This window comes from Rubrivirga sp. SAORIC476 (assembly GCF_002283555.1).
In the GTDB taxonomy this organism is placed as follows: domain Bacteria; phylum Bacteroidota; class Rhodothermia; order Rhodothermales; family Rubricoccaceae; genus Rubrivirga.
The window spans coordinates 20,755-37,414 of sequence record NZ_MVOI01000004.1 but is presented as its reverse complement, the minus strand read 5'-3'; the positions used below and the strand labels follow the sequence as shown (position 1 = coordinate 37,414).

The following is a 16,660-nucleotide window of genomic DNA, read 5'->3' as shown; positions in this document are numbered from 1 at the left end:
CTCCACGTCCCACGTCCTAGTTCCGGAGAGGCTTGTTGGTCGTGAGGATGCTCTGGATGCGCGCCTGGGTCTTCTCCTCGCCCAGGAGCGACAGGAAGACCTCGCGCTCGAGCTCCAGGAGGTAGTCCTCGTGCACCTCGGCGGGGGCCGAGAGGTCGCCACCAGTCATCACCCAGGCGAGGCGCTGGGCCAGGAAGCGGTCGTACTCGGAGATGTAGTTGCCCTTGACGAACTGCTCCAGCGCGACGTCGAACTGGGCCCGGCCCGGCGCGCCGAGCACCATGATGTTGGAGCGAACGGCCGGCGGCAGGTAGCCCTGCTCGCTGAGCCGCAGCACCTCCTGCTTGGCGACGTGGAAGCGCCGCGCGTCGTTCATCACGATGATCGCGTCCTCGCCGACGAAGTTCATCGCCCGCGCCTGCCCGGCGCTCTCGGCCACCTTCGCCATCGCGATCTGCTCGAAGTGCTGACGCAGCCACGGCTGCACCTCGGACGGGAAGCTCGCGTCGGTCGCCAGTTCGGCGGCCCGCGCGGTCATCATGGTGGTGCCGCCGCCGGCCGGGATCAGGCCGACGCCCAGCTCGACGAGGCCCATGTAGGTCTCGGCCGCGAGCACGGGGTTCGGGCACGCCATCGTCATCTCGCAGCCGCCGCCCAGCACGCGCTGATGCGTGGTCACGACGACCGGCTTGGTGGCGTAGCGGATCTTGAAGACGGCCTTCTGGAACGCCTCGATGAACGGCCCGAGCTCGTCGAGCTGGCCCATCATCACCGCCATCGCGACCTCGCCGAGGTTGGCGCCGACGGAGAAGTTGGAGCCCTCGTTGCCGATGATCATGCCGCGCAGGTCGCGGTCGTTCTCGACCTTGTCGATGGCCTCCATCACGCCCGTGATGACCTCCTGGCCGAGGCTGTTGGACTTCGAGCGGAACTCGAACACGGCCACGCCATCGCCCACGTCGAGGAGCGCCGCGTCGTCGTTCTGCCACAGCGTGTTGGCCTCGTCCTGCTTGAGGAACGTCAGGCCCCACTCGTCGGCCGGGCGCGGGTCGTCGGCCACCTCGCCGGTGCCGGGCATCCAGACCTGCGGCATGCCCGCCTCGGTCTCGCGGTAGAAGCCCTCGGCAGGCACGTCCGCGACCCAGTCCGGGACGGCGATGTCGTGCTCCGCGAGTGCGTCGCGGACCGTGTCGATGCCGAGCACGTCCCACATCTCATAGGGCCCCATCTCCCAGCCGAAGCCCCACTGGAGCGCGCGGTCGATGTTGGCAGGCGAGTCCGAGATCTCGGGCGTCCGACGGGCGGTGTAGCCGATCAGGTCGAGCGTGGTCGTACGGAAGAACTGGCCCGCGCGACCGTCGTCGGCCCACAGGTTGCGGAGCGTCTCGGCGAGCGAGCCGCCACGGAACGACTTGGCGTCAAAGCCGACCTCCTTCGGGTCGGCGTACTCGCCGGTGGCCGGGTCGAACGACTTGATGACCTTGCCCTCCTTCTTGTAGAAGCCCGCCTTCGACTTGGCGCCGAGGTACTTCAGGTCGACCAGCCGCTGGAGCACGTCCGGGACCAGGAAACGGTCGCGCGACTCGTCGTCCGGGATGGCGTCGTAGAGGTTGGCCGTGACGTGGCGGAGTGTGTCCAGTCCGACCACGTCGGCCGTGCGGAAGGTGGCGCTCTTGGCGTGGCCGATCAACTGACCCGTCAGCGCGTCAATCTCCTCGATCGAGTAGTCGCCGGACTCGAACTGCTCGACGGCGCCCAGCATGGCGTACGTGCCGATGCGGTTGCCGATGAAGTTGGGCGTGTCCTTGGCGATGACGATGCCCTTGCCGAGGTGGACGCGGGCGAACGCCGCGACGCGGTCCAGCACGGCCGGGTCGGTGTCCGGCGTCGGGATGACCTCGAACAGCTTGAGGTAGCGCGGCGGGTTGAAGAAGTGGGTGCCCAGGAAACGCGCCTTGAACGCGTCCGAGCGGCCCTCCGCGATCTCCCCGATGGGCAGGCCCGACGTATTGGTCGAGATGACCGCCGTGTCGCTGGCGGCCTTCTCGATGCGCGCCATCACCTGCTGCTTGATGTCCATCCGCTCGACGACCACCTCGATCACCCAGTCGGCCTCGCCGATCTTGTCGAAGTCGTCGTCGAAGTTGCCGAGCGTGATCCGCTTCTGGGCCTCAGCGGTGAAAAACGGGTCGGGCTTCATCTTGGTGGCCGCCTTGAAGGCGCCCTCCACCAGGCTGTTCTTGGGGCCCTCCTTCCCGATGGACTCGGGGGTGACGTCCAGCAGGAGGACGTGGAGGCCAGCGTTGGCGAGGTGGGCGGCGATCTGGCTGCCCATGACGCCGGCGCCGAGCACGGCGGCGGTGCGGAACGGCTTCAGCGCCCAGGCGGGCGTCGTGCCGGAGGAGGTCAGGGTCGGGGTTTCCATGCTTCGAGGGGTCAGGGTTGGCTGCGCCGTCGCTGGCGCGGTCGGGGTTCAGGGTTCGCAGGGCCGGAGCACAGAGCCATGGGCGACGAGCCCCGAACCCTGAACCCCGAACCGAATCAGACAAAGGCGCCGAGGCCGGTGACGTGGCGGCCGACGATGAGGGAGTTGATCTCGTTGGTGCCCTCGTACGAGTAGATGGCCTCCGTGTCGGCGAAGGCGCGGGCGACGTGGTTCTCGATCAGGATGCCGTTGCCGCCGTGGAGGTCACGGGCCAGCGCGACGACCTCGCGGCACCGAGCGGCGGTGAACACCTTGGCGAGCGACGCCTGGGCGTCATTCATCTCGCCGGCGTCCTGAAGCTGGCTCAGGCGCAAGCACATCGTCTGCATGGCCGTCACGCTGCCCAGCATGTGGACCAGCTTGTCCTGGATGAGCTGGAAGCGGGCGATCGGGCGGCCGAACTGCATCCGGGTGGTCGCGTAGCGCTGGCTCCGCTCGTAGGCGCCCATCGCGCAGCCGACAGCCTGCCACGCGACGCCCGCCCGCGTCAGCTTGAGCACCTCGGCGACGTCCGCGAACCCGTCGCACTTCTGCAGGCGGTCCGACTCCGGGACGTGGCAGTCGGTGAGCGTGATGAGCCCGTTCTCGACGGCCCGCAGGGCGATCTTGCCTCGGATCTTCTCAACCGCGTAGCCGGGGTTGTTCTTGGGGCGGACGATGAAGCCCTTGACCTGATTGTCGGCCTCATCACGCGCCCAGATGATGACGAGGTCGGCGAAGGTGGCGTTGCCGATCCACTTCTTCTGACCGTTGAGGACCCAGGTGTCGCCCTCGCGGCGGGCCGTCGTGGTAACGCCGCCCGCGATGGCGCTGCCCACCTCGGGCTCGGTCAGGCCGAACGCGCCGATCTGGTCCCAAGCGCGCATGGCCGGCAGCCACTCGGCCTTCTGCTCGTCGCTGCCACAGACCAGCAGCGACTGCATCGCGAGGCCCGAGTGGACACCAAAGAAGGTCGCCGTCGACACGTCGACGCGCGCGATCTCCATCGTCAGCAGGCCCTCCATGACCGAGCCATTGGCCTCGCGGGTTTCGAGGTCCTCGCCGTAGATCGCGGTCAGCAGGTCCAGCTTGCGGAAGCCGGGCACGAGCACCTCCAGGGGCGTCCGGTCGCCGAGCCACGCCTCGTTGATGACGGGCTCGACCTCCGTCTCCATGAACGTGCGCAGTTCGGACATCTTCTGGCGCTGGGCGTCCGAGATGAGGCCGTCGATGTCGAAGAAGTCACCGTTGGGCGCGGGCGGCTCGGCGGCCGCGACCGGACGGGAGGCGCGCTCCAGCCCCTTCATCGAGGCGGCGACCGTCGCTTCGTCCATCTGGCCGAAGGCGGCGGCGAGGCGGTCGAGGTCGACGCCCTTCTCGGCGAGCGCGGAGAGGGCGTCGGGCGCGACGGCGGTGCCGTTCGGGGCGGAGTCGATCGTGGGGAGGGCCATGCGTTTCGGGGTCGGGTCGAGAGGTTAACACTGTTAAGCCGACGAGGTTCACGCCGCCACGCACGCTCTCCTCGGGGGCGATTGGATGCTCAGCCGTCGCCGCCGTTCCGACGCGCCTCCCCGAAGGGCGAGGACCGGAAGAGCCAAGACGGGCCCCGGAGCAGCGTCGCCCCGAGGCCCACCGGCTCGCTACGCGACCGCGGCGACGTGCTTGCTCGTGTCGACCGACGCCGTGTACATCGTGTCGATGGAGTCGGTGTAGGCCTTGTTGACGGCCCCGCGCTTGACCTTCATGGTCGGCGTGAGCAGTTCGTTCTCGACCGTCATCAGCTCGGGGACGAGGCGGAAGCGCTGGACCTGGCTCCAGTGGTCCATGCCCTGGTTCGCCTCGGCGACGAGCCGCTCGAACTCGGCCTGGACGGCCGGGTCCTTGAGGAGCGCCTCCCCGGTCTTCGTGACGCCGTGGTTGCTGGCCCAGATCGGCAGTTGCTCCATGTTCGGGAAGATGAGCGCCGTGCAGAACTTCTGGCTGTTGCCCACCACGACCGCCTGCTCGATGAGCGCGCTCTCGGTGAGCGCGTTCTCGATGGGCTGCGGGATCACGTACTTGCCCGTCGAGAGCTTGAAGAGCGCCTTCTTGCGGTCGGTGATCTTGAGGAAGCCGTCCGGCGTGAACTCGCCGATGTCGCCGGTGTGGAACCAGCCGTCGCTATCGATCACCTCGTCGGTCTTGTCCTGCGCCTTGTAGTAGCCCACCATGATGTTGGGCCCGCGGGACAGGATCTCGCCGTCCTCCGCGATGGCGACCTCGACGCCCGCGATGGGCTGGCCGACCGTCCCGGCGCGGTTCTCCGTCGGCGTGTTCATCGTGATGATCGGGCTCGTCTCGGTGAGCCCGTACCCCTGCACGATGGGGACGCCGAAGGCGGTGAACGACTGCGCGAGGTCAGCCCGGAGCGCGGCGCCGCCGGTGGCGACGGTCTTGACGCGCGTCAGGCCGAGCTTCTCGCGGAGCTTGGAGTAGACCAGCTTGTCGGCCAGGGCATGTTGCCAGCCGGAGACGCCGCCGTCCATCTTGGCGAGGTCCCACTGCTTCGCGAGGGCCAGCGCCCAGGTACCGATCTTGTGCTTGAGGCCGCTCGCCTCGGCGACGCCGAGGGAGACCTTGTCGTAGACCTTCTCCAGCACGCGCGGCACCGTCGAGAACATCGTCGGCTGAACCTCGGCGAGGTGGGCGACGAGGCGGTCGGGGTCGGTGAAGTAGAGCGACTGGCCCCAGGCGACGTGGCCGATGGTGAGCGTCCGCGCAAAGATGTGCGTCATCGGGAGGAACGTCAGGATCGACTCCTCCTGGTTCTTGAGCGCGCCCAGCGTGGGGAGCCCAGCGAGCACGTTCGAGGAGATGTTCTGGTGCGTCAGCATGACGCCCTTCGGCTGGCCCGTCGTGCCGGACGTGTAGATGAGCGTCGCGAGGTCGGTCGCCTCGATCTGGTCCCGGAGTTCGTCGGGGCGGTTGGGCGCCTCGTCGCGTGCCGCGCGTCCCTGCTGCCGAAGCTCGTCGAGCGTCATCAGGCGGACGTGATCGGGGAGGGTGACGCCGTCGCCCGAGCCCTCGGCCAGGATCGCCAGCGTCACGTCGGGCAGGTCGCCCGCCCAGGTGGCGAAGTTGGCCAGCATCTCGGGGTTCGACACGAACATGGCCTTGGCCTCGCCGTGGGTCGCCACGAAGACGAGGTTGTCGGGCGCGTACGTGGTGTACAACGGCACGTTCACGATTCCGGCGACCAGCGTCCCCAGGTCCGCCAGGACGAAGTACATGTCGCTGTTCATGAAGAAGGCGACGTGGTCGCCTCGCTCCAGCCCGTTGGCGAGCAGCCCGAGGGCGACCTCGTCGGCGGCGTCCTGCATCTCGGCGTTGGACCACGTCACCCAGGACCCATCCGGCTGCGGCTGGTTGAAGGCGCGCGGGTTGGGATACTGCTCGACGGCGGTGTCCAGCAACTGGGGGATCGTTTTGCCGAGGACGACCTCGCCCGTGGTGGTGGGCGGAGCGGTGTGGATCTGGAGGGCCATAGGTGGGGGGCGAGCCGGTGGAACGGAAGGGCTTCCGCGGGACAGAGACCTATTGTCAAGGGGCCGCGAAGGTTCCACGCGCGCCCCAGGATCGCGCCGTCAGGTCGCGTGGACGAACGGCGCGAGCGACTGGCGGACGGCCGCATCGACGAACTCGTCGCCCGCGAGCCGGACGTCCACGCGGGAGGCGAGGTGCAGCGACACGAGGCCGTGCAGGGCCGTCCACAGCACTGCCGAGGCGACATCGGGCGGGTTCGGCGAGGTCAGCGACCCGTCGGCGAGGCCGTCGGCGATGGTCTCGCCGAAGCGCTCGATGTTGCGCCGCGCGCGGCGGTACTCCTCGGCGGGATAGCGCGCCATCCGCTCGGGGTGGAGTTGGAACATGACCTCGTAGTACTCGGGGTTGTCGAGGCCGAAGCGAACGTAGGTCTGCGAGAGGGCGAGGAGTCGGTCCGCGGGCGCGGACACCCCCTCGGTGGCGGCCTGGAGGGCGTCGTACAGGAGGGCCATCCCCTCGGAGATGAGCGCGTGCGTGAGCGCGTCTTTGTTGTCGAAGTGGAGGTAGATGCTGGTGGCGCTGCACCCGACAGACCCCGCGATCTTGCGCATCGAGAGCGCATCGTACCCGTCGGCGACGAGGAGGTGGCGGGCGTGGTCGAGGATGACGCGCCGAAGGTCGGCGTCGGTCTCGGCGCGACGGGCAGGAACGGAGGCGGAGGCGGCCACGAGGTCAGGAGAACGAGAGGAGCAAGGTAGCCCGGTCCAGAGACGTCCCCGAAGACGATTCCCCGGCTCGGGGGATAGCGTCGGACACGTCTTGCCGGTAGGCTGTTGTCTCGTCCTCCGATGCGCGATGCTCCGTCTCGTTCTCCGCTGGCCACTCGCCCTCGTCCTCCTCTCGCTCTCAGGCTGCGACCTGTTCGATGGCTCTCCACTGCTCGACGGTCCCCCGCTCGAGGTCGAGGAGGGTGCCGCGCTCGGCGTGGCGTTCGGCCCAGCGGGCAACCTCCGCTTCTCGGTTCCGGAGGATCTCTATGAGGCGCCGTTCGACGGCTACCGGGCGACCGTGGTCGTTGAGACGGCCCGGCTGCCGAACCAGACCCATGCCGAGCAGAGGACGCTCTGGCAACTCAACTGCGACCAGATGACGGCGCTCCCACGATCGCTCGAGTATGGATTCGTCCCGAACGGATGCCAGGAGACCACCCGGGCCGACGGGATTTTGCCGGGGCGGCAGATGTCTGCCTACGTGGTGGCAGCGAACGTCCAGGCGACGGGCAACACGATCCGTCGCTTGCGGTCCGCGACGTTCCAGGTCAACGAGCCAGAGGCCGTCGTCCGCGTCGAGCGCTCGGGCGACGCGGTCACCTTCTCCTGGCCCCAGAGTGTCGTAGAGACGTTCGGTGGCGTGTACGAGGTCGAGATCTACGAGATGGCGGAGACCGCAAACCGTGCCGCCGCCACTGGCCGTCGGATCTGGCGAATGGTGTGCCGAGGAGTCACGACGCCATCCCCAAGGCTGACCTCGCTGACGCCCGGACCGGGACCCGAGGGGCCGGCCGAGGAGTGCTTCGTGGAGTCATTCACGGCGCCTGAGTTCGAGCCCGCTCGGTACGCCGTGATCCTCCGACTCCGGGAGGACATCTACGACTCCCAGGCGGCCTTCGCGTCCGTCTTCGAGTGGGACTGAGCCTCGTGCAGGTGGACTCAGAACACGCTGGTGGCGGACGAGGCGCCACGTAGCTTGACCCGCACCACCCTGCGCCCCATGACGTCCCCCCTGCCCTGGCGCGATGCCGCCCTCCCCCCCGTCGCCGAGCGGTTCTGCCGGTACGCCGAGGTGTACACGACCTCTGACCCGTCCGCCTCGGCCTTCCCGTCGACGGAGCGGCAGAAGGACCTGAGCCGCCTGCTCGTGGACGAGTTGACCGCGCTCGGCGTCGAGGCCGAGATGGACGAGTGGGGCTACGTGTTCGCGACGCTCCCCTCCCCCCTGCCCAGCGAGCAGGCCGCAGCCTTGCCGGTCGTCGCCCTGGTGGCCCACGTCGACACGTCGCCGGACGCGCCAGGCGAGCACGTCCGCCCGCAGATCCACCCGAACTACGACGGGTCCGCGGTCACCTTCCCCGCCGACGCCTCGCTCGTCCTCGACGCCGACCGCCAGCCCGCGCTCGCTGCGCACGTCGGGCACGACCTCATCACGAGCGATGGTACGACCCTGCTGGGTTCGGACGACAAGGCCGGGGTGGCGGCCATCATGCAACTCGCCCACGACCTCGTCGCGGCCGAGGCGGACGCCGTCGCGCGGGGTGAGCGCCCCGCCCCGCGCCCCACCCTCCGGCTGCTGTTCACACCCGACGAGGAGATCGGCAAGGGGACCGACGAGTTGGACCTGGAGCGGCTCGGCGCCGACATCGCCTACACGCTCGATGGCTCGGGCACGGACCGCCTCAACGTGGAGACGTTCAACGCGGCCGAGGCGGTGCTGACGGTCGAGGGCGTCGGCGTCCACCCCGGCTATGCGAAGGACGTGCTGGTCAACGCGGCCCGCGTCGCCGCAGCCTTCGTGGACGGGCTGACGGACCCGGCGCCCGAGACGACCGACGGCCGGGAGGGCTATCTCCATCCCCACACGATCACCGGGACCGCCGAGCACGCGACCGTTCGTGTCCTCCTGCGCGACTTCGACGACGCGGGGATGGAGGCCAAACGGGCTCGCGTCCGTGCCCTCGCCAACACGGTGGCGACGCGCTTTCCTGGCGCGACCGTGGACCTGGCGGTCACGGAGAGCTACCGCAACATGCGGAGCTACATCGAGGCCGTCGACCCGCGTGCGATCTCGGTGGCGCTCGACGCCGGGCGGGCGATGGGCATCGACCTGGAACTGGAGCCGGTCCGCGGCGGCACCGACGGGGCGCGGCTCAGCGAAAAGGGGCTCCCCTGCCCCAACGTGTTCACGGGGGGCTACGACTTCCACAGCCGCTTCGAGTGGAACACGGTCCAGAACCTGGAGCGGACGCTCGCCTACACGCACGCGCTAGTGGCTCGCTGGGGGACCGAGGCGGGATGACGCAGAGCAGTCGGGCAGGTCGGCCTCGGCCACCGTGCGGAAGCGAGCGCGGGCGTACGCGTTCTCGCGCCGTCCGGCCGTCCCCGCCTATACGGCTCGGACCACTCTTCGTACCCTTTGCCCCAGCCGCTGAGCGGCATCTTGTCTCGTAGCTGACCTTTGAAGTCACTTTTCCTCTTCGTCCTCTTGATCGCATCGGTCCCCGCAGCGGCCGCTTGCTCGTGTGGAGGGGCAACGATAGAGGAAGGCTTCGAAAACGCAGACCTCGTGTTTGTCGGCACCGCCCTTGACATCGCCCCACCGGACGTGTGGCTCGTTCCCGGCTGGCGGTTGCGGACGACCACTTTCGAGGTGGAAGAGACGTTCAAGAGCGCGCTGAGGTCTTGGGACGCCGGGCGAGTCACGCTCGCCCACAGCGAGGACAACTGCGACGCCGCATTCGAGCCCGGCGTCCGCTACCTCGTCTTCGCCTGGTGGACGGACGACCAGCTCGCAAGGTCAGGCTACTGCGCCCCGAATGAAGTCCTCAGCCCCGACTCGGAGGCCGTCGCCCGGGTTCGTGCCGTAGCGGACACCGCGACGTTCCGCCCCCCCCTGCGCGACCCGAGTAGCCAGCGGACTGGCGAAGTGGCAGCGGAGGAGGGCATGGAAGGCCGGGCGTCCTGGTGGAGCCTCGGTCTCAACGTGGTCCTCGGAGTGGCCCTCCTGCTCTTGCTGGCCCACCGGCGCGCCCGGGCCAGCCAACCCACGCCTGCAGGCCGACCGGGAGGGCATTCTGTCTGAGCGGCACCGCCAGTCATAGCTTCGTCCTACTGCCATGACCGCACCGCTCGCCCACACCCACTAGGACCCATGGACCCGAAGCCCATCGCCAGTCGCCCCAGCTTCGCGTTTCTCCTGGCCGGATTCGCGGCCGTGATGGCTGTTCTCGGGTTCCTGAGCGCTCAGGACGAGGGCGGCGGCGCGAGTCTGTACCTCGCCGAAGTGGGTCTGCCGGCTCTGATCGCTGCCGGACTGCTGTGGCATGGGTTCGCGCTGAAGCGCTAGAACGACCGCGCGGCATACTCCGCCGCCGGAGGCCACCCCGGAGCGTGAGCGCTCTCGCTTCGACCAGGCTCCGGCGCCTACGTCGCTCGCCCGAACCCTTCTGGCCAGTCGCCCTCGTCGGCTGAGCGGGCCCTGTTCCACCGCCTTCGACCTCTGCCCGATGGATAGTCAAGTCATTGAGTTGCTCGGCCGACATCGACTGGCTGACGAGTTGCTGATGGCAGGGCTCGAAGTCGCCTACCCCGCCCGCGATCGCGGCGTCGACGTCATCGCCTACGCCGACCTCGACGAGCAAGCCGGTCAGTTCGTGGCCTGCCCGATCCAGATGAAGGCCGCTTCGGGCAGGCGGTTCGGAGTCCACCAGAAGTACGCCAAGTTCCCCGGTCTCCTCCTCGCATACGTCTGGAACCTCCGCTCGCCCGACGAGGCGGAGACGTTCGCCCTGACGTACCCCGAGGCGGTCAGGGTCGCAGAGGCGATGGGGTGGACCGAAACGTCGTCGTGGACGGAGAAAGGCGGGTACTCCTCGAAGCTGAGTGTCCGGCTGGCGGAGCTACTGGAGCCCTATCGAATGACACCGGATCGGTGGTACGAGAAAGTCCTCACCCTGACCGGCCGGGCGGTGTGACCCGCGATGGCAGGTCGCCTCTGACCCCCAGCGTTCTCCGCCTCTCTCGATGATGCCTCCACCCTGTCGTCCGGGAGGTCGTCGTGCCCTGAGCGGACGAGCCGCCCACCCTTCTGCAGCCTCGTAGCATCCACGAACGGCAAAGCGAGACACGAGCGTATGGCTACGGCGCGCCGTCCCCTCCCGGCGCCGCCGAGGCCAGAGGGAGGCGTGCGTGGAACGTGGCCCCGCGGCCGGGTCCGTCGCTCTCCGCCCAGAGGCGCCCGCCGTGCTGGATCAGGATCGCCCGCGCGACCGTCAGCCCGACCCCCAGGCCCTCGTGGTCGCGGTGGTCGGGGTCCGAGACCTGCACGTAGGCCTCGAAGATGCGCTCCAGGTCACCGGTCGAGAGGCCGCGCCCCTCGTCCTCGATGTCGAACAGCACCTCGCCGTGGAGCACGCGCGCCTGCACGCGGACCGGTCCGCCCGGATCGGAAAACTGCATGGCGTTGCGGACGAGGTTGCGGACGGCGAGCCGCAACCGCCGCGCATCGCCCTCAACGAGCAGTGGTCCCGGCGGGAGCGTCACCTCGGCGTGGGGAGCCTCCTCCCCCGCCACGTCCGAGAGGATCGCGGCCAGCGAGATCAGCGAGCCCGGATGGATGCCCAGGTCGCCCCGCGCCTCGGCCATCACGTCGATCGTTTCCACGACATCCATCATGCGGGCCCCCGCCGACACGACGGCGTCGGCGAACGTGTGGAGGTCGCCACGGACCTCCTCGGCGAGGATCTGGCCGAAGCCCTGGACCGCCGTGATGGGCGTCCGGAGCTCGTGGGAGGCGATGGACAGGAAGTTGGTCTTGAGCCGGTCGAGTTCCGCGAGGCGGTCGTTGGCGCGTCGGAGCGCCTCTTCGTGCCGGGCGTTGCGGATGGCGACCGCCGCCTGCGCCGCGATGATGAGCAGCGCCTCGGCGTCGGCGCGGTCGAAGGCGTCGCGGGTGGGGTTGAGGGCCTGGAGCACGCCGACCGGCTGGCCGTCGATGCGCATGGGGACGCCGACGAGCGAGCGCGTCACGAATCCGGTCCGCTCGTCACTCTCGCGATGGCGACGGGCGTCCACCTCGGCGTCGGCCGCGTGGAGGATGCGGTTGTCCCGGAAGGTGGTCCCGGCGAGGCTGCCCACCAGCGGCACCTCCGAGCCGACGAGCGAGGCGCCGGCGTCGCCCGTGGCCGCCTCGAAGCGGAGCGCGCCCGTCACCTCGTCGAACAAGAGGATCGAGGCGGCCTCACAGGCGAGCACCTCGGTCGTCGTGCGCGCGATGTAGTCGAGCAGGCGGCGGGTGTCGCCGAACGCGTTGAGTGCGACGCTTACGTCGAGCAGCCGGCGGAGGCGAGTGAGGGTGACCTCGGGCGCCTCGGCGGGGCGCCCGAGCGGCCGGGTCTCGGTGAGGACCATCGGGAAGAGAGAGACGTCCCCGGTGTATCGGCCGATCGGTTGTCACCTGAAGGCGACAGGATCCCGCAGCAGAGCGCCGCCCCACGGCGTCAGCCCCCGAGCGCCTTGAGTTGCTTCTTGAAGCCGACCGCGGCGTTGGTGTAGCCGCCTCCCGCGCCGTCGACGAAGTGGACCTGCTGGCCCATGCGCTCGTAGACGAGACACGTGAGCACGGCGCGGTCGGAGACGTGGAGGCCGTAGGCGAGGCGCCGGTCCTGGTGGAGGTCCTCCAGGAGAGACTCGAGCGCTGCGCGCTCCGCAGTCCCGCCCGCGAGCACCATCCGGAGGACGCCGTCGAACTTGCGGTAGTCGGTCGACGCCCGGAAGAGGACCGGGTAGCGCTCCCAGTCGGTCTGGGAGGTCTCGATGCCGAACCGGATGAGGACGCGCCCGATCACGTTGAGCGCCCAGAGCGTCGCCCGCTGGCGGAGTCGGCGCTCGGGATGGCGGAGGCGCACCTCGGGGCTGAACTTGCCGGGCGACAACGCGAGCCGGAGCCGGTCGAGGGCCACCGGGTGGGCCTCGTCGTCGTGGTAGATCTCGCCGATGGCCGCGAGCACCTGCCGGTAGGTCGCGTCGCGGTCCTCGCCGACGGCCTCGACGAGCAGCGACACCGTCTCGCCGCGTGGGCTCCGCACGTCCTGCCAGCGGCACTCCAGCCCCGCGTAGGGGTCATCGGCGTCGGTCGGGGACGCGTGGCTGGCGAACCGGTCGGCGGTGGCGGGGTCCTTGACCTGGTGCTCGGCCCACGCCAGGCCCGTGCCCTGGAAGAGCGCCTGCGCGTACGTGTCGGAGGCCTGGTACCGGGCCACGGCCACCTCGTGCCCGGCGGCGCGGACCTCGGCGAGCGGCACCGCGCCCACCCGGAGCGGCAGCCCGAGGCGGGTGCGGGCGTGCTCCTGCAGGGCGGCCAGCGACGACAGCGCGGCATCCAGCACGCCGGGCGGGACCACCAGCGTGGCGCCGTCGCCGCCGAACACGAACGGCAGGTCGGCCCGGTCGGCGGCGTTGAGGACGGCCGCGATGGAGGCCGCGCCGACGTAGTTCACGTCCCGGTAGCGCCCCGCCTTCACGGCCTCCGTGGAGCCGATCACGTCCGTCAGCACGACCGTCCAGTCGCCGGGCAGCGGCGTGTAGGCGTCGTCGTCGACGAGCCGGTCGAAGCGGGCGACGGTGGGGAGGGACGCGTAGAAGTCGGCGGACATGCCTCCCGAACGCGCCCTGCCCGGCGTCGGTGCCCTACCCCGCCTCGGGGTCGCGGTGGACGGAGTCCGGCGAGAAGGCGGGCGTGCAGACCGCCCAGTACTCGCACTCGTCGTCAGCCGACGGGTTGAGGTAGCGGACCCGCTCGCCCGCCTCGCAGAGCACGGTCTCGCCCGCCCCCACGTCGAGGTGGCCGCCCGCGTGCTCGACGCGCATCGTCCCGCGCAGGACGATGGTCACCTCGTCGAAGGCGGGCTGTTGGGCGGGCTCCTCCCATCCCGGCGGCGCGATCATGTGGGCGACCGACAGGCTCGCGGTCCCGGTGTTGACGAGGCCGACGTGCTCTTCGATGGTCTTGCCGCCCGGGCCGGGAATGCGGGTCGGGGCCGTGATGTGACGAGGCACAGGGTCAGGAGGCGAGGACGATGTGGTAGGAGTCGTTCCGGTCGCTGATCGTGTCCGTGTTCATCGGGGACAGCGTCAGGGTGTACGTCGGCGGATCCCCGTTCGGATCCCAGGGCTTGTCGAGGGCCAGGGCGAAGGTCTTCGGGACGACCGCGCGGTGCGTGCTCGGGCCGTTCGAGAAGATCGTGGCCGCTCCTAGCGCGGTCCCTTCCCACGTCACCTCGATCCCGATCTGCACGCTGGTCGCCGCGCTCCAGACCGACCCCGACACGGTCAGGAACGCCATGCTGTTGGACTCAGGCGTGAGGTCAATCGTGATGGGCAACGGGCCGTCGAGATTGCCGGAGTAGTAGGGCATCGGGGTGCGGGGAGGAGACGGCCAGGATACCGCGCGCCACGTCCGCGACGCCGCCCGGGCGTCGAAGCGAGCACCGGCCGCGCCCCCTCTGAGACGGTTCGGGCAGAGGGGACGACCATCCGCCCAACCTGTTGTGACTTCTGCAACATCGGGCGCGTCTTTACGAATGTCCACCTGTCCCTGTCCACCAGCCGCCGCACGCCATGGTTCTTGCGCTACAGCTCGCAGTGCCGGCGGCTCTCCTCGCCCTTCTCCTCCTGGCGGCCCGCCCCGAGCGGTCCAAGACCCGGAGCTGATCCGAGAGCGCCCCGGCCGACGCCTCGCGTCCCCCCTGCCCCGCCCGGCTTCGGCCCGGCGGGGCTTTTTTTTGTCGGGCCGACCGCGCACCGGATGCGCACCTGCGCACGGCGGACGCGCCCACGGGTCCACGAACAGGCCCAAACGGGTCCCAATGAGGGAGGTCGAGTGTGGCACCGGTCTTGGAAGGGAGGGATCGTCTCGCCCTTTTCTCCCACGCCCTCCTTCCCATGCCGCTCTCGCTACGCCTTCTGCCTACCCTGGCTCTGCTCGTCGTCGCCGCCGCGCCGGCGTTCGCCCTCGGCGACGTCGAGGCCGCCGGTCCCATCACGGCGCTGTCCGACGCCTCGGTCTCGGTGGACGGCCTCACCTTCGTGCTCACCGCGGACACCGAAGTCCGGGACGACGACGGAGACACGACGGTCGGCGCACTCGCGGTCGGGCTCACCGTCGAGATCCGCGGGGACGCCGACGCGGAGGGCACGCTGACGGCGACCCGCATCGAGATCCAAGACGACGGCAGCGACGAGGTCCGCCTCGAAGGCCCCATCACCGAGCGCGGCGACAGCGCGGTGCGCGTCGGGGCCGTGTGGGTCCTCGTCACCGACGCGACCCGGATCCGCGACGACGAGGGCACGGCGTCGTTCGACGACCTGCTCGTCGGCCTCCACGTCGAGGTGCGCGGCACGGTCGACAGCACCGGGCAGGTGGTCGCCGACCGCGTCGAGATCGACGAGCGGGACGACGACGACAGCGACGATGAGGACGCCGAGGTCAAAGGCCCCATCGAGGACCTCGGCCCGGCCTCACTGACCGTCCTCGGCCGGACGTTCGCCGTCACCGAGGCGACACGCATCCACGACGGCGCGACCGAGGTCGCCTTCGAGTCGCTCATCGTCGGGCAGCTGGTCGAAGTCCACGGGGCCTACGCCGCCGACGGGTCGCTGGTCGCCACCCGAATCGAGGTCGAGGACTTCGCGGACGACGAGGTCGAGCTGACGGGCGCCATCGAGGCGCTGGAGGCCGACGCGCTCACGGTCGCAGGGCTCCGCTTCGAGGTGACCGCCGCGACGATCGTGCTGGACGACGCTCGCCTCCCGATCCCGTTCGCCTCGCTCGTCGTCGGCCAGTTCGTCGAGATCCGCGCCGACGTGGTCGCCTCGGGCGTCCGCCGCGCGACGCACATCAAGGTCGAGGACGTTCTGGACGACGAGGTCGAGGTGACCGCCGTCCTCGATGCCGTCGGCGACGGCGTGGTGGTGCTCCTCGGACGCGCCTTCGCGACCGACTCGACGACCGTGATGCCTGCGGGTCTCGCAGCGGGCGACGTAGTCGAGCTCCACGCCGTCATCGCGCCCGGTGGGGCCCTGCGCGCGACCCGAATCGAGCGGGAGGACCGCTCCGCGACGCGAGTCGAGCTGCGCGGCCCCGTCACCGGCGTCGGCACCGACTCGCTCGCCGTGATCGAGGTGCCCTTCGCCGTCGACGCTGCCACGGTCATCGTTGGCCGTGACGGCACGCCGACGACGCTCGACGCCATCTCGCCCGGCGCCTCGGTCGAGGTGTGGGCCGACGTGACCGACCTCGGGTGGCTCGCCACGCGGATCGAGGTCCGCGCGACCGCCCGCGCCACCGGCCTGGCGACCGGCGTGACGCCCACTGGCTTCCGCGTCGGCGGCGTGACGGTGCACGTGACGCCCGCCACGCGCATCGTGTCCGCCTCGGGCGCGCCGCGGACCGCCATCGCGTCCGGCGAGACGGTCGCCGCGAACGGGACCAGCGGGGCCGACGGCGTGCTGGCGACCCGCGTCGTCGTGCTCTCGGAGGCGACCGCCGTCGCGACCGAGACCGGACGCGAGGCGACCGTGACGGCGCTGGCGGTCGCCCCGAACCCCCTGGCGGGGATCGGCCGCCTGCGGTACGACCTCGCGACGGCCGCGGAGGTCGAGATCGTGGTGTTCAGCACGCTGGGCCGCGAGGTCACCCGCCTCGGCGCGGCCATGCAGTCGGCGGGCTCCCACACGACAACGCTGGACCTGAGCGGCCTCCCGAGCGGGGTCTACCTCGTCCGCATGGTCGTCGACGGTCGCGCGGCAGGAGGGCCCCTGGCGCTGACCGTCGCACGCTGAAGCCACGCACGGCGGCACGCCGCGGCGGGGACTCCTCCGGGGAGTTCCCGCCGTTGGCCGT

At 70.1% G+C, this 16,660-nt stretch carries 14 protein-coding genes; 6 read left to right on the top strand and 8 right to left on the bottom strand.

Going from position 1 to position 16,660, the window contains the following annotated elements:
- Positions 1-16: 16 nt before the first annotated feature.
- The 4 genes from B1759_RS11030 to B1759_RS11015 form a co-directional block, all read right to left on the bottom strand.
- Positions 17-2,425 (bottom strand): 3-hydroxyacyl-CoA dehydrogenase/enoyl-CoA hydratase family protein, encoded by a 2,409-nt coding sequence (locus B1759_RS11030; RefSeq protein ID WP_095515135.1) that lies wholly within the window; start codon positions 2,423-2,425, stop codon positions 17-19.
- Between the two features lie 116 nt (positions 2,426-2,541).
- Complete coding sequence (locus tag B1759_RS11025) at positions 2,542-3,915, bottom strand: acyl-CoA dehydrogenase family protein (protein WP_095515134.1); 1,374 nt, start codon at positions 3,913-3,915, stop codon at positions 2,542-2,544.
- Positions 3,916-4,104: 189 nt separating this feature from the next.
- Entirely contained in the window at positions 4,105-5,988 is a 1,884-nt protein-coding gene (locus B1759_RS11020; protein ID WP_095515133.1) for a long-chain fatty acid--CoA ligase, read from the bottom strand.
- 99 nt (positions 5,989-6,087) lie between these two features.
- Positions 6,088-6,714 (bottom strand): TetR/AcrR family transcriptional regulator, encoded by a 627-nt coding sequence (locus B1759_RS11015; RefSeq protein WP_198948825.1) that lies wholly within the window; start codon positions 6,712-6,714, stop codon positions 6,088-6,090.
- Between the two features lie 127 nt (positions 6,715-6,841).
- Here B1759_RS11015 and B1759_RS11010 point away from each other — a divergent pair, with 127 nt between their 5' ends.
- The 5 genes from B1759_RS11010 (at position 6,842) to B1759_RS10990 (ending at position 10,733) form a co-directional block, all read left to right on the top strand.
- Positions 6,842-7,678, top strand: coding sequence for a hypothetical protein (locus B1759_RS11010; protein WP_095515132.1), 837 nt, complete (start codon positions 6,842-6,844; stop codon positions 7,676-7,678).
- 78 nt (positions 7,679-7,756) lie between these two features.
- Entirely contained in the window at positions 7,757-9,058 is a 1,302-nt protein-coding gene (pepT, locus tag B1759_RS11005) for a peptidase T (RefSeq protein ID WP_095515131.1), read from the top strand.
- Positions 9,059-9,325: 267 nt separating this feature from the next.
- Complete coding sequence (locus tag B1759_RS11000) at positions 9,326-9,841, top strand: hypothetical protein (protein WP_095515130.1); 516 nt, start codon at positions 9,326-9,328, stop codon at positions 9,839-9,841.
- Between the two features lie 69 nt (positions 9,842-9,910).
- Entirely contained in the window at positions 9,911-10,105 is a 195-nt protein-coding gene (locus tag B1759_RS10995; RefSeq protein WP_095515129.1) for a hypothetical protein, read from the top strand.
- 217 nt (positions 10,106-10,322) lie between these two features.
- Positions 10,323-10,733, top strand: a complete 411-nt coding sequence (locus B1759_RS10990) for a hypothetical protein (protein ID WP_143537355.1) — start codon at positions 10,323-10,325, stop codon at positions 10,731-10,733.
- A 163-nt stretch (positions 10,734-10,896) separates the two neighbouring features.
- Here B1759_RS10990 and B1759_RS10985 read toward each other — a convergent pair whose 3' ends face one another.
- From B1759_RS10985 to B1759_RS10970, 4 genes are all read right to left on the bottom strand, one after another.
- Positions 10,897-12,168: a GAF domain-containing sensor histidine kinase gene (locus B1759_RS10985; RefSeq protein ID WP_095515127.1), complete on the bottom strand. Its 1,272-nt coding sequence runs from the start codon at positions 12,166-12,168 to the stop codon at positions 10,897-10,899.
- Positions 12,169-12,257: 89 nt separating this feature from the next.
- Positions 12,258-13,412 (bottom strand): DUF3095 domain-containing protein, encoded by a 1,155-nt coding sequence (locus tag B1759_RS10980; RefSeq protein WP_095515126.1) that lies wholly within the window; start codon positions 13,410-13,412, stop codon positions 12,258-12,260.
- Positions 13,413-13,446: 34 nt separating this feature from the next.
- Entirely contained in the window at positions 13,447-13,815 is a 369-nt protein-coding gene (locus B1759_RS10975) for a cupin domain-containing protein (RefSeq protein ID WP_095515125.1), read from the bottom strand.
- Between the two features lie 4 nt (positions 13,816-13,819).
- The gene (locus B1759_RS10970; RefSeq protein ID WP_095515124.1) at positions 13,820-14,173 is read right to left on the bottom strand and encodes a hypothetical protein; all 354 of its coding nucleotides are present in this window, start codon (positions 14,171-14,173) and stop codon (positions 13,820-13,822) included.
- 527 nt (positions 14,174-14,700) lie between these two features.
- On the opposite strand from B1759_RS10970, the gene B1759_RS10965 reads away from it, so the two are divergent.
- Positions 14,701-16,599, top strand: a complete 1,899-nt coding sequence (locus B1759_RS10965; protein WP_095515123.1) for a DUF5666 domain-containing protein — start codon at positions 14,701-14,703, stop codon at positions 16,597-16,599.
- The last annotated feature ends 61 nt before the right edge of the window (positions 16,600-16,660 follow it).